This is a genomic window from Erwinia sp. QL-Z3, assembly GCF_004551645.1.
GTDB lineage: Bacteria > Pseudomonadota > Gammaproteobacteria > Enterobacterales > Enterobacteriaceae > Erwinia > Erwinia billingiae.
On the sequence record NZ_CP037950.1, the window covers coordinates 1,808,159 to 1,821,638 of the forward strand.

The window sequence follows — 13,480 nt, forward strand, 5'->3', positions numbered from 1 at the left end:
GCTTAGAGGATGTTCTGACAGACCGTGCTGGCAGAATCGGTGTAGGGAGTCGAGCCCATTAAGGATAGTTAGCTATTGGCAAAGGGGGTATGCCGGAACCTGTCTAAATCTTGCCTGATCCTGCAGGATTTGCTCTGAAGCGGCAAAACGAAGGGGAAAAGAGCGCTAATTTGTTGCTGAGTGTGGAGTTTATTTCTTCATGTAAATCAAATAAAACTGTCATCCGCCCGGCGGACGGCGGCGAAAAAAACAAGGGGCGATGAAATCCGCCCCTTGCTCACACTTTGCCCGAACTGTCCTGAATCTCCCGCTTATCCTTGCGATAAACGTCAGGTAGCTTAATCCAGATTCAACAGCGGTTTCAGGAAGCGTGCGGTGTGCGACTCTTTGCACATTGCGACCGTTTCCGGCGTGCCGGAGGCGAGGATCATCCCGCCGCCGCTGCCGCCTTCCGGACCCAGATCGACAATCCAGTCCGCGGTTTTGATCACATCAAGGTTGTGCTCAATCACCACGATGGTGTTGCCCTGGTCACGAAGCTGATGCAGCACTTCCAGCAACTGCTGAATATCCGCGAAGTGCAAGCCGGTGGTCGGCTCATCAAGGATATACAGCGTCTGGCCGGTACCGCGCTTGGAGAGTTCTCTCGCCAGCTTCACGCGCTGCGCTTCACCGCCTGAAAGGGTGGTCGCCGACTGGCCCAGTCGGATATAAGACAGGCCGACGTCCATCAGCGTTTGCAGCTTACGCGCCAGTGCAGGCACGGCATCAAAGAACTCGCGGGCTTCTTCAATGGTCATTTCCAGCACTTCGTGGATGTTCTTGCCTTTGTACTTCACTTCCAGCGTTTCACGGTTATAGCGCTTGCCTTTGCACTGGTCGCACGGCACATAAATGTCCGGTAAAAAGTGCATCTCAACCTTGATCACGCCGTCGCCCTGACAGGCTTCGCAGCGGCCGCCGCGGACGTTAAAGCTGAAACGTCCAGGCGTGTACCCGCGCGTACGGGATTCCGGCACGCCGGCAAACAGTTCACGCACCGGGGTGAAAATACCGGTGTAGGTAGCCGGGTTCGAGCGCGGCGTGCGGCCGATCGGGCTCTGGTCGATATCGATAACCTTATCGAAGTTTTCCATGCCGGTGATATCGCGATACGGTGCCGCTTCGGCGATGGTCGCACCGTTCAGCTGACGCTGGGCAATCGGGAACAGCGTATCGTTGATCAGCGGGGATTTACCGGAACCGGAGACGCCAGTAATGCAGCTGAATAACCCGACCGGCAGCGACAGCGTCACATCCTTCAGGTTGTTGCCCTTCGCGCCGGTCAGCTTCAGCACTTTACTCGGATCGGCCTTCACGCGTTCTTTCGGGATGGCGATACCGCGCTTGCCGCTAAGGTACTGACCGGTCAGAGATTCCTCCACCGCCATAATGTCATCAACGGTGCCTTCCGCCACCACCTGGCCGCCATGCACACCGGCACCAGGCCCGATATCAATCACGTGGTCTGCGGCGCGGATCGCATCTTCATCATGCTCAACCACAATCACCGTATTACCGAGGTCGCGCAGATGCACCAGCGTTTCCAGCAGGCGTTCGTTATCGCGCTGATGCAGACCGATTGACGGCTCATCCAGCACGTACATTACGCCGACCAGGCCCGCACCAATCTGGCTTGCCAGACGGATACGCTGCGCTTCACCACCGGACAGCGTGTCGGCGGAGCGTGACATCGAAAGGTAGTTCAGACCGACGTTGACCAGGAATTTCAGGCGGTCGCCAATCTCTTTCAGCACTTTTTCGGCAATCTGCGCACGCTGACCGCTCAGCTTCATGTTCTGGAAGAACTCCATCGCATGACCGATGCTCATATCGGAAATGGTCGGCAGCGTGGTGTTTTCAACAAACACGTGGCGCGCTTCGCGCTTCAAACGGGTGCCGTGGCAGCTGGTGCAGGAGCGGTTGCTGATAAATTTCGCCAGATCTTCGCGCACGGCGGAAGATTCAGTCTCTTTATAGCGGCGCTCCATATTGTGCAGCACGCCTTCAAACGGATGGCGACGCACCGAGGTGTCGCCGCGATCGTTGATGTACTTAAACTCGATGGTCTCTTTACCGGAGCCGAACAGGATCACCTGACGGGCATGATCTTCCAGCGACTCAAACGGCGATTCGATATCAAATTTCAGGTGCTCCGCCAGCGAGCGCAGCATCTGGAAGTAATAGAAGTTACGGCGATCCCAACCACGGATTGCGCCGCCCGCCAGCGACAGCTCAGGATTCTGTACCACCCGGTCAGGATCGAAATACTGCTGCACGCCCAGGCCATCACAGGTTGGGCAGGCACCGGCCGGGTTGTTAAAGGAGAACAGGCGCGGTTCGAGTTCGGTCATGCTGTAGCCACAGACCGGACAGGCGAAGTTCGCGGAGAACACCAGCTCTTCCGCTTTTTCATCGTCCATATCCGCCACCACGGCGGTGCCACCGGAGAGCTCCAGCGCCGTTTCGAACGATTCAGCCAGCCGCTGCTGCAGATCTTCACGCACCTTAAAGCGATCGACGACCACTTCAATGGTGTGTTTCTTTTGCAGTTCCAGCTTCGGCGGATCGGAAAGATCGCACACTTCCCCATCGATACGGGCGCGGATATAGCCCTGCGAGGCCAGATTTTCCAGCGTTTTAGTGTGCTCGCCCTTACGCTCTTTCACGATCGGCGCCAGCAGCATCAGCCGGCGGCCTTCTGGCAGCGCCAGCACGTTCTCCACCATCTGGCTGACGGTCTGTGCCGCCAGCGGAATGTCATGATCCGGGCAGCGCGGCTCGCCGACGCGGGCAAACAGCAGGCGCAGGTAGTCATGAATTTCAGTGATGGTGCCCACGGTGGAACGCGGGGTGTGTGAGGTGGATTTCTGTTCGATCGAAATGGCTGGCGACAAACCTTCGATATGATCGACATCCGGTTTCTCCATCAGCGAGAGAAACTGGCGCGCATAGGCTGACAGGGATTCTACATAGCGGCGTTGCCCCTCGGCGTACAGCGTATCAAACGCCAGCGAGGACTTACCGGAACCTGACAAGCCGGTGACAACGATCAGTTTGTCGCGCGGGATGGTCAGGTTGATATTTTTCAAATTATGGGTGCGTGCACCCCGTACTTCGATCTTATCCATTCACAATTCCCGGATTAACACAGATCTCACCATGCCGGTCCGGCATGGCCAGAATTAAGCCTGTAATTATGGCACAAAATAACCTGATTGGATATCCAGTGTTTTGCCGAAAGCACTCAGCAGGATCCTGTTGCAGGCTGCGACAGGACCGTAAAAAATCTCGATCCTGCTCAGGCCGCAATCTGCAACGGCGCAAGCGTGATAAAGGCCTTTGAGATCCGGATCTGAAAGTAGGATCTCAGGGAGTGGCATGTTAGAATTTCCGGCTTAGACTTAAAGCAGAACAATTATCGGAGACTCGAACATGGCCAGCAGAGGCGTAAACAAAGTGATCCTGGTGGGCAACCTGGGTCAAGATCCGGAAGTCCGCTACATGCCTAATGGCGGCGCCGTTGCCAACATCACGCTGGCCACGTCCGAAAGCTGGCGTGACAAGCAAACCGGCGAAACCAAAGAAAAAACCGAATGGCACCGCGTTGTGCTGTTTGGCAAACTGGCGGAAGTCGCGGCAGAGTACCTGCGTAAAGGTTCTCAGGTGTATATCGAAGGCGCACTGCAGACCCGCAAATGGACTGACCAGGCTGGCGTTGAGAAGTACACCACCGAAGTGGTCGTCAACGTTGGCGGCACCATGCAGATGCTGGGTGGACGTCAGGGCGGCGGTGCAGGCGCACCGGCTGGCGGCGGCGGCCAGGGCAGCAACAACGGCTGGGGTCAGCCACAGCAGCCACAGAGTGGCGGCAACCAGTTCAGCGGCGGCCAGCAGGCACGTCCGCAGGCTCAGCCACAGCAGAACAGCGCGCCGGCTAACAACGAGCCACCAATGGACTTCGACGACGATATCCCATTCTGATTTCAGAATGTCGTTGAACCTCCCATAAAAACCCCGCTCCGGCGGGGTTTTTTTATGCCTGCGCGACCAGCTTTCTCCCCGTATCCCTCTGCTTTCCCTCGCCTTACATTCTGTTACGTAATCGCAGTGAACCTTTGCAAGATTCCTTGAAGCCAAATGATTACTATTCACATTCTCATTTCGTGCGCATCGCACCTGATGTGAGTTCAGCCGGATAACAGTGGCAAGCTGCACCGGCGTAGAAAGACAAAAAAGAAGCCTCAGCTTCCAATAATAAAATTCTATGGGATACGGTTATGTCTTCATTTGGCAGGGAAAAAGGGCCGCAATCACGCGCGCCTGAGAATAAAACACGCGTCAATTTTTCACTCTCGGCACTGGCGATGTTGGTGCTGGTAAACCCTGCGCTGGTGCAGGCCGCCGACAGTAACAGCGCTGCTCCGGCAGCAAATGCCGCCGTAACCCCGGCCAAAACCTCTTCTGCTCCATCCCCCACTCAGCAGGATATGGTGGTTGGCGCAACGGTGGACGATTCTGCCGACGAGCAGCAGGATTACAGCGTAAAAACCACCACCGCCGGCACCAAAATGCTGCTGACGCCACGCGATGTGCCCCAGTCGCTCAGCGTGGTGACCAAACAGCGTATGCAGGACCAGAACCTGCAGTCGGTCGGCGATGTGTTAAATAACACCACCGGTATTTCGACGGAAGTGATCGACAGCGAGCGCGCATCTTACTTCTCCCGCGGATTTATGATCAGCAGCTACACCTACGATGATATTCCCAGCTCGGTTAGCGATACCTGGAACTTTGGCGATGCGGCAGAAGACACGGCGATTTATGACCGCATCGAAGTGGTCCGTGGTGCTACCGGCCTGATGACCGGTGCCGGAAACCCGGCGGCATCCGTCAATATGGTGCGTAAGCAGGCGGACAGCCGTGAATTTACCGGCAACGTCAGCGCCAGCTACGGCAGCTGGAACAAGCAGCGTTATGTGGCGGATGTCTCCGGTCCCTTAAACGAGGCGGGCACCGTGCGCGGCCGTGTGGTGGCGGGCTATCAGGATCAGGACGGGCAGCTGGATCGCTACCACAAAACCAAGAAATTCCTCTACGGCGTGGTCGATGCCGATCTGACTGAAAACACCACGCTGTCGCTGGGCTACGACTATCAGCAAACCAACACCAGCGACCCGACCTGGGGCGGCTTGCCAACCTGGTACAGCAACGGGGTGAAAACCCATTACACCCGCAATACCAGCACCTCGACCGACTGGACGCATTACGACATCAACTCGCGCAAGGTCTTCGCCAATATTCGCCATGATTTTGATAACGGCTGGAGCTTCCGGGTCAATGGCACCCATGCCGAAGAGACCTTTAACGATGCCTTGCTGTATATCGAAGGTTTCCCGGATGCCACGACGGGCGAAGGCACCACCGGCTTTGGCAGTAAGGATCGGGGAACGCGTAAGCTTGAATCCGTTGACGCCTATGCCAGCGGACCATTCAACCTGTTTGGCCGCCAGCATGAGCTGATCACCGGCATAAGTTACAGCCGTCAGCGCAATACCACCTACAGCGCGGATGGTCCGGTCGACAGCGATCAAATGGGCAGCTTTGGCAGTAACTGGGACGGCAACGTCGCCGAACCGGAGTGGGGCGACTGGTATCAGAACCTGGACGACACCGTTCGTCAGAAAGCGGGCTATATCGCCGCGCGTTTTTCACTGGCCGATCCGCTGTCGCTGATTTTAGGCAGCCGTTACACCCAGTGGAGCACCATCGGCTCCAGCGGCGACGTGCATAAAAACAACCTCACGCCGTATGCGGGCCTGGTGTATGACATCAACGACTCTCTGTCCGCCTACGCCAGCTACACCTCGATCTTCCAGCCGCAGACCTATCGCGATCGCAACGGCACTTACCTCTCGCCGGTGACCGGAAAGAACTACGAAACCGGCCTGAAATCTGACTGGATGAACGGGCGTCTGACGGCCACCTTCGCCATCTTCCGCATCGAGCAGGAGAACGTGGGCCAGGCCGATGGCTCCAATTTCGTCAATGACAGCAGCGAGCAGGCCTATTATGCCGCGCAGGGCACGGTAAGTAAGGGTGCTGAGTTCGAAATCAATGGTGCGGTGACCGACAATCTGCAGCTGACCTTCGGCGCGACGCGCTATGTGGCCAGGGACGATACCGGCGCACGCTTAAACAGCAATATGCCGCAAACGCAGCTCAAACTGTTCAGCCGTTATCAGCTGCCGATGCTGTTCGAATTGACCATCGGTGGCGGCGTAAACTGGCAGAACAAGACCTTCCAGGACGCCACCGGGCCGGATGGCGAAACGACGCGCGTCTATCAAAGCAGCTATCCGCTGGTTGATCTGTTTGCCCGTTACCAGCTGACCAAACAGCTGGCGGTGCAGGCCAACGTCAACAATGTCTTCGATCGCACCTATTACTCCTGGCTGAGCGACTACGCGGTGTATGGCGATGAACGCAACTACTCCGTCAATCTCTCCTATGCCTTCTGATAGCGTAGCGCCGGGCACGTCAGCCAGCATCGACAGACCGCGTCGCCGCCTGGTCACCGCGTTGATGCTGTCGCCGCTGCTGGTGGGCTTTCCGCTTCGGGCGGCTGAGCCTGCCCGGCGCATTATTGCGCTGGAATGGCTGCCGCTGGAAATGCTGTTTGCCCTTGGGATCACCCCGATGGCGGCGGCCGATACCCGCGATTACCAGCTGTGGGTGCGCGAACCGGCGATACCCGCCAGCGTGATTGATGTCGGCACGCGTTCCGAACCCAATCTTGAGTACATCGCTGAACTGAAGCCTGACCTGATCCTCTATTCGCAGGGCTATGGCCCGCGCGAGGCGCAGTTACGCGCTATCTCACCGGCACAGGCGGTGGCGTTCACCGATGAGCACGGCCAGCCGTTGCAGACGGTGCGGGCAGGGCTGGTGACGCTTGCGCAGCGGTTGAATTGCCAGGCGGCTGCGCAACATCATCTGGCCTGGTTCGATCGCCAGCTGGCTGATGCGCGCGAACAGCTGGCGGCTTACCGCCATCAGCCGTTACTGGTTTTCTCACTTATTGATGAAAGACATGCGGTGATCCTCGGTGAAACCAGCCTGTTTGGTAACGTGATGCAGCAACTGGGGATTAAAAATGCCTGGCAGGGAGAGAACGGCTTTTGGGGAACGGCAACGGTGGGGATTGAACGTTTAGCCAGCCTGCCGGCCTGCCGGGCGATTTGTCTGGATCATGGCGATGAAGCCGCCAGGACGCGCATTCGCGCCACGCCGGTCTGGCAGGCGATTCCCTTTGTACGACAAAACAGCGTGCGTACCGTGCCCGCCATCTGGATTTTTGGCGCAACCCTCACCGCGATGCAATTTTGCCGCATGCTGCAGGGACTGGAGAAGCAATGGTGACGTTGAACGCACGGCGGGCAGGCAAACCGCACCGCACACCCTTTGCGCTGATCCTGCTGACGCTGGCGGTTGCCGCCACGCTGATACTGAGCCTCAGCAACGCGCAGCAGCTGCTTCCCCACCATCGGTGGGCGGCGGCGATCCTCCATCCTGATAAAGCCGATATCCAACAGGTTCTGTTTTATTACAGCTTCCTGCCTCGCGTGGCGATCTCGCTGCTGGTTGGCGCGGGGCTGGCGCTGGCCGGCGTTTTATTCCAGCAGGTGTTACGCAATCCGCTGGCCGAACCCGCCACCCTTGGCGTCGCCAGCGGCGCGCAAATGGGCGTCACGCTGGCCAGCCTGGGCATGTTGCCCGCCGGTATTGTCGGTCAGCAAGGTGCCGCGATGCTGGGCGCGCTGGTGATTGCCGTGGTGGTGTTTGGCACCGCCTGGGGTAAAAAGCTTTCTCCCGTCACCCTGATCCTCGCGGGGCTGGTGCTGAGCCTGTATTGCAGTGCCCTTAACAGCCTGCTGGCGATCTTCCATTTTCAGGAACTTCAGAGCCTGTTTTTATGGAGCAGCGGGGCGCTCAATCAGCAGGACTGGTCAGCGGTACAGTCTCTTCTGCCGAGGCTGATCCCGTGCCTGCTGCTGGCGCTGATGCTGGTCAGACCGCTGACCTTACTGGGTGTGGATGATGATGTGGCCCAACAGTTAGGGCTGGGGCTGTCGTCTGCTCGCTTTGTCGCGCTGGCGCTGGCGGTGGTGTTGAGCGCCTTTATGGTGAATGCCGTCGGCGTGGTCGGCTTTATCGGCCTGTTTGCGCCATTGCTGGCCAAATTACTCGGTGCCCGACGCCTGTTGCATCGGCTACTGCTGGCGCCGGTGTTAGGGGCCTTGCTGCTGTGCCTGTCCGATCAGGCGATGGTGATGCTGGCGCGCGTCTGGCAAGAGGTGCCGACGGGCGCGGCAACGGCATTGATTGGCGCACCCGTTTTGCTTTGGCTGTTACCGCGCCTGCGACACGCCAGCCAGCCTGCGGTCTCCGGCCAGTATGGCGAGTTACCGGCGGAGCGCCAGCGGCCAGCAGGGGGGATTGCCGGTGGCTGCGTTCTGCTGCTGGCGACAGTAGTGGTGGTGCTGATGGTCGGACGCGACAGCCAGGGCATTCATTGGGCGGGTGGCGACCTCTGGCGCGTCTGGCCCTGGCGCTGGCCGCGCACCCTGGCGGCGTTGAGTGCCGGTGTGATGCTCGCCGCAGCGGGTACCTTGATACAGAAACTTACCGCCAATGTGATGGGCAGCCCGGAAGTGTTAGGCATCAGCGCCGGCGCGGCGTCAGGAGTGGTGCTCACTCTGTTCCTGCTGCCCGCCGGCGGATTCGCAGCGATGTTAGTGGCAGGCAGCGGCGGCGCGGCAATCACCCTGGCGGCCATTTTGCTGGTGGCGGGCCGGCGCCATTTCTCCACCCAGCGCCTGTTACTGGCGGGCATTGCCTTAGGCACGCTGTTTTCTGCCATCATTTCACTGTTACTGGCCAGCGGCGATCCGCGTCTCGGTAACCTGCTGAGCTGGATTTCCGGTTCGACTTACGGCGTCGAGCCGCCGCAGGCCATCGCCAGCGCGGTGCTCGCACTGGTACTGATGCTGTTAATGCCGTTGTGCCGTCGCTGGCTGAACGTTATGCCGTTGGGCGGCAATACCGTCAGAGCGCTGGGCGTACCGCTGATGCGCTCCCGGCTGATCGTTCTGTTGCTGGCCTCGATACTGACGGCGGGCGCAACCTTAACGGTCGGCCCGTTGAGTTTTATCGGGCTGATGTCACCGCATATGGCGCGCATGCTCGGTTTCCGCCGCGCGATGCCGCAACTGGCGATGGCCGCGATCGTCGGTGCACTGCTGATGCTGCTGGCCGACTGGTGTGGCCGGATGGTGTTATTCCCCAACCAAATCCCGGCCGGACTGCTCACCACCTTTATCGGCGCGCCGTACTTTATTTTCCTGCTCAGATCGCAGGGAAAAGGGTGATGTGGGTTAGCGGGGAGTGAAGCCTGTTAGTGGTGGGTAAAGTGATAGTATTTTATTGAAAAACACCCAATAACGATAAAATATTATCGTTTTTATATCGCTCACTTAACGCGCAAAAGGTCGGGTTTCTGCATGCCCCGTAAGGCACGTGCGCGGGAATTATTTGAGTTTCAGTAGGATCCACCCTCACGCCGGCAATGCATCCGCTGAGCCAATCGCCATCACCAGCGTCGCCTGCTATCCTGCGGGCAGGCAAAAAGCAAAGGAAAAACAAGATGGCGGGACTGGTTTTACTGCCGGGCGTAATGTGTGACGCCGGATTATGGCAGGCAATGACCGACGAGCTGGCGGCGTTTGGTCCATTGGTATTTGGCGATCTGTCGCAGGATAGCTCGCTTGAGGCGATGGCGGCGCGGGTGCTGCAACAGGCACCCGAGCGCTTCACGCTGGTCGGCTTTTCGATGGGCGGATTTGTGGCGCGCGAAATGATCCGTCAGGCGCCAGAAAGGGTGGAAAAATTGATACTGATTGCCACCTCCAGCCAGCAGGACAGTGAACAGGCTCAGGCCTTTAAGGCGGCGACGGCGAAAACGCTCCAGTCTGCAAGCGGGGCGTTTCGCGGTCTTGGCCATAAGGCCATTGCACTGTCGCTCAGTGAAAAGCATGCCGGCGATGAAGGATTACAGCAGCAGGTGCTCGCCATGAGCCAGCGGATGGGAAGGGAAGCGTACTGTCGTCAGCTGCTGATGGCCCGCAACAGCGACACGGCACTTTTACCGCAGATAACCTGCCCAACCCTGGTGATTGCTGCAGCTGAAGATCGGATGCGGACGTTAGGCGAATCCGAAGTGCTGCGCGATAACATTGCCGGTGCAACGCTTACCGTGATTGAAGATTCCGGCCATATGCTGCCGCTGGAACAGCCGCAAGCGCTGGCCACGGTGATGACGCGCTGGCTGACGGCGCATCCGCTATAAACATTTACCAAAAATAACGCAGATAATCGCTCAAATACTGTCGCGAAAGGGTAAATTAGCGGGGCATTTTGGCATTCCCGGGTAGAGATGGCATTAGATGAAAAGATGGTTACTGGCACCGGTTATCGTGCTGATGGCTTGGCAGGTTGGGGCGGCAGAACACCGCAGCGATCCTGAAGCGGTCAGCCAGAGTTTTTACAGTTGGTATCTGACAGCGTTAAGCAAAGATGAGAGTCCCATCGATGAGCACGATCCGCTGCTCAACACCTATGTGACGCCTGAGCTGCTGAGCAAAATCAATGTGCTGATCAAAAGTCCGGATGGCATGGACGATGATTTCTTCCTGCAGGATCAGGATTACAGCGATTCCTGGGTCGATCATGTCAGCGTCGGGCGCTTTACCCTGAACGGGCTTACCGCCACGGGCGACGTCACCCTGGGTAGCGATCCCAACGATCAACAGCTGCTGGTGGTGACACTGCAAAAAAAAGGCGCGATCTGGAAGATCGATGACGTAGAAAAAGAAGAGAATAAGCAGCCCTGACCTCTGCACAGGGCTGGACCTTCCTGCTATCAGGCGATGACCTGACTGAATTGCTCACGCAGCGTATCCAACAGATCGTACCGTTTGCGGTATTCCGAACGCTTTTTACTGGCGATCTCTTCCAGCGGCTTCCTCGGGAAGCTCAGCGGCAACGAGTAGAGCTTGGTGCCTGACGGCTGGGCATTCAGCGTTTCCCAAAACTCATTATAGCTGGCATGGAACAGGCTGCGTTTCTTCAGACGATAGCGCAGGCTGCGGAAGATGTGGCCATTGTCGCTGACCGCCTCAATTTTCGTCACGCCCGTCTCGGCACAGATAAGCGTCAGGGTTTCCATTAACAGCCGTTTTGGAAATAGGCCATAGCACGCCTTGGTCGCTTCGCGGATCAGCTCATGCGGCGTATCGCGATGAGCACCCTGAATACCGCCAATCATCGCCACCTTCTCACCGTCGACCGTTGTCACTGCAAAGGTCAGCATCGCCAGCTGCACGCCATCCCGGCGGAACAGCAGGTTCACTTCACCTTCACGTTCGCACCGGCCGGTACAGGCCAGGGTGACGGTAAAGGTTTCGCCGTTTTTACCGGCAAAATTCACCAGCTCCACGCCCTGTTGGGTCAGCATCGCCTGGCGCAAGCGCAGGGAGGACAGCTGCTTCACATACTGGTAATGGCTGATGATGGCGTGGGTGCGCGCGGCCATCGGCATGCCATTATAAAGGTAAGGGCGGTGGATCTTGCTCGGCAGCGTGTGTTGGATCGGCAGAACCTCGCGCATCACCGGCTCTTCGGTGATCGCCGTCAGCATCTTGTGGGTGGCGACAGGCCAGGCCAGCGAGCGGAACAGATACTTGATGCGATACTCCGGGTCATACCACAACTTGCCCGGCTTAACTTTTCCGGAGATCAGTGACAGAAAAAAGGTCAGGCTGTTTTCCTGATGGGGAACGAGTGTGGTATCGGTCATGGTCGGCATTCCAGGGATGAAAATGACAGTCAACCATGATCACGCTCAACGTTTGGTAAACATCCTGGCCGCGAATGGCCCTGTTCGCAGTCGGTTGAAGCGGCGTTTAATTTGCTGACGACTTAAGGCAAATCAAGGTGATAAACGGCCCGCTAATGAGGCTATTGGACTCAAGCCCGGTTCACGGGTGCGCTTGTTCAGGCTGCCTGCGGGCTATAGCCTGCCTGCTTCTTTGCTCACTCTCCCACCAATCCCGCGGGTAAAGCTTCTTTCTCGGCTGGCCGCAAATGCGCGGTTTATTATGTCAAATCTGTGAAGCGCACCGTGTTTTTAGGACAATACCGCAGGCCGAATAGCGGTTACACCGCACTCTTTTACCAGGCACAGTCTCTAATTGTTCCGCTATAAGAATAATCGTTAATGATAATCACCCGCTTTTTGGACAGTGTACGGGCGCTTCTTAATGGTAAAGGCGCGCTTTTTGAGACGGTTTTTATATTCTCAAACCAGCCTTAACTCAAATTTCCAGTTCATCTAAAGGTTAATATCGGCGAAAGGTAAGGGCGAACACATTAGAAAATCCGTGATTATGATTCCTTTGGCGAACGCTTCAGAGGCCTAAAGGGTGTAAATCTTAAGTGTTACTTTATGGTTTCTTACAGTATGACTGGCTCTGATCGTGACGGATGCACCATCAGGCGGGGTTTTAAGCCAAATTGGTGAGTAGCATATGAAATGCACTTTTGCCCAAAAGATGAAAACCATGAACCATTGATTAAAAGAGAATGTTAACGGAATTTGAAGGTGGGCGGGTGTTTTTTGACCTTCCGGTTAGCGAGGTTAATGTCAGGAAAGGCGCATTTATCTTTGGGTTCAAAGATAAATGCGCTCAGAAGGGATTGAAACAGATGGGTTTTTAGCTGGTGGTTAGTAAATATACAGCCTAACAGGGGACAATCCAGACAATTAACTCATCAAGAAAAAGCGTCTCCAGAAAATCGAACCGTACTTTTCAATTAGCATTGGGAATATTTTATTTTGGTCCTGCGTCTAATATAGAAACGTGCTGTGGATCTCAATTAATGGTTTTCAATGTTGTACGGGTAATGATACACGCTACGGCTAATATCCAGCAGGCGGCAACTGCGGCGAGTCCCGATATCAAAGGTATCCTGAAGGTAATTAACGGCCTGGCGCTTGTCATTGGTAGTAAAGAAGTTTTTAAGCACGCTTTGCAGCATCTCTTTGTCGGAGTTAAGGGTCTGCAGCTCGCGCTCCATGTTATGCACTTTCTCCTCCAGGTCTTTGATTTTACGGCCTTCTTCAGAGGATAAACCGGCAAATTTCTTCTTCCAGCTATAGAAGGTCGCTTCAGAGATACCCAGTTCGTCGCAGATCTCTTTCACCTTTACACCGCATTCTGATGCTTTAATGGCACTGGTGATTTGCTCTTCTGTATATCGTGACTTTCTCATAAATGCTCTTCCCTTTCTTAACAATAATGTGATGAGAACGACTGCAATA

General features: G+C 56.5%; 9 protein-coding genes. 6 read left to right on the forward strand and 3 right to left on the reverse strand.

Going from position 1 to position 13,480, the window contains the following annotated elements; all coding sequences use genetic code 11:
- Positions 1-338: 338 nt before the first annotated feature.
- A complete protein-coding gene (uvrA, locus tag E2F51_RS08955) occupies positions 339-3,170 on the reverse strand; it encodes an excinuclease ABC subunit UvrA (RefSeq protein WP_134823242.1) in 2,832 nt (943 codons plus the stop codon).
- 304 nt (positions 3,171-3,474) lie between these two features.
- On the opposite strand from uvrA, the gene ssb1 reads away from it, so the two are divergent.
- The 6 genes from ssb1 to E2F51_RS08985 all read left to right on the forward strand — a co-directional run bounded on the left by ssb1 (position 3,475) and on the right by E2F51_RS08985 (position 10,991).
- Entirely contained in the window at positions 3,475-4,023 is a 549-nt protein-coding gene (ssb1, locus tag E2F51_RS08960; RefSeq protein WP_013200372.1) for a single-stranded DNA-binding protein SSB1, read from the forward strand.
- 296 nt (positions 4,024-4,319) lie between these two features.
- Positions 4,320-6,560 carry a ferric-rhodotorulic acid/ferric-coprogen receptor FhuE gene (gene fhuE / locus E2F51_RS08965; RefSeq protein WP_134823243.1) on the forward strand — a complete coding sequence of 747 codons (2,241 nt, stop codon included), beginning with the start codon at positions 4,320-4,322 and terminating at the stop codon, positions 6,558-6,560.
- Positions 6,550-7,461 carry a Fe(3+)-hydroxamate ABC transporter substrate-binding protein FhuD gene (fhuD, locus tag E2F51_RS08970; RefSeq protein WP_134824848.1) on the forward strand — a complete coding sequence of 304 codons (912 nt, stop codon included), beginning with the start codon at positions 6,550-6,552 and terminating at the stop codon, positions 7,459-7,461. Before fhuE ends, fhuD begins: the two co-directional genes overlap by 11 nt.
- A complete protein-coding gene (gene fhuB / locus E2F51_RS08975) occupies positions 7,455-9,470 on the forward strand; it encodes a Fe(3+)-hydroxamate ABC transporter permease FhuB (RefSeq protein WP_134823244.1) in 2,016 nt (671 codons plus the stop codon). Before fhuD ends, fhuB begins: the two co-directional genes overlap by 7 nt.
- A 275-nt stretch (positions 9,471-9,745) precedes the next feature.
- Positions 9,746-10,447: an alpha/beta fold hydrolase gene (locus E2F51_RS08980; RefSeq protein WP_134823245.1), complete on the forward strand. Its 702-nt coding sequence runs from the start codon at positions 9,746-9,748 to the stop codon at positions 10,445-10,447.
- Between the two features lie 97 nt (positions 10,448-10,544).
- A complete protein-coding gene (locus E2F51_RS08985; protein WP_134823246.1) occupies positions 10,545-10,991 on the forward strand; it encodes a DUF3828 domain-containing protein in 447 nt (148 codons plus the stop codon).
- A 29-nt stretch (positions 10,992-11,020) separates the two neighbouring features.
- Here the strand turns inward: E2F51_RS08985 and E2F51_RS08990 are convergent, their stop codons facing one another.
- Positions 11,021-11,956: a VirK/YbjX family protein gene (locus E2F51_RS08990; protein ID WP_134823247.1), complete on the reverse strand. Its 936-nt coding sequence runs from the start codon at positions 11,954-11,956 to the stop codon at positions 11,021-11,023.
- A gap of 1,079 nt (positions 11,957-13,035) precedes the next feature.
- On the reverse strand, positions 13,036-13,431 hold the full coding sequence (locus tag E2F51_RS08995; protein WP_041691865.1) for a transposase: 396 nt from the start codon (positions 13,429-13,431) through the stop codon (positions 13,036-13,038).
- Positions 13,432-13,480 lie beyond the last annotated feature (49 nt).

Excerpts from the sequence above, each read along its gene's own strand:
- ssb1 (WP_013200372.1), top strand. The coding sequence starts at position 3,475 with ATGGCCAGCAGAGGCGTAAACAAAGTGATCCTGGTGGGCAACCTGGGT.
- E2F51_RS08985 (WP_134823246.1), top strand. The coding sequence starts at position 10,545 with ATGAAAAGATGGTTACTGGCACCGGTTATCGTGCTGATGGCTTGGCAG.
- fhuE (WP_134823243.1), top strand. The coding sequence starts at position 4,320 with ATGTCTTCATTTGGCAGGGAAAAAGGGCCGCAATCACGCGCGCCTGAG.
- fhuB (WP_134823244.1), top strand. The coding sequence starts at position 7,455 with ATGGTGACGTTGAACGCACGGCGGGCAGGCAAACCGCACCGCACACCC.
- fhuD (WP_134824848.1), top strand. The coding sequence starts at position 6,550 with ATGCCTTCTGATAGCGTAGCGCCGGGCACGTCAGCCAGCATCGACAGA.
- E2F51_RS08995 (WP_041691865.1), bottom strand. The coding sequence starts at position 13,431 with ATGAGAAAGTCACGATATACAGAAGAGCAAATCACCAGTGCCATTAAA.
- E2F51_RS08980 (WP_134823245.1), top strand. The coding sequence starts at position 9,746 with ATGGCGGGACTGGTTTTACTGCCGGGCGTAATGTGTGACGCCGGATTA.
- uvrA (WP_134823242.1), bottom strand. The coding sequence starts at position 3,170 with ATGGATAAGATCGAAGTACGGGGTGCACGCACCCATAATTTGAAAAAT.
- E2F51_RS08990 (WP_134823247.1), bottom strand. The coding sequence starts at position 11,956 with ATGACCGATACCACACTCGTTCCCCATCAGGAAAACAGCCTGACCTTT.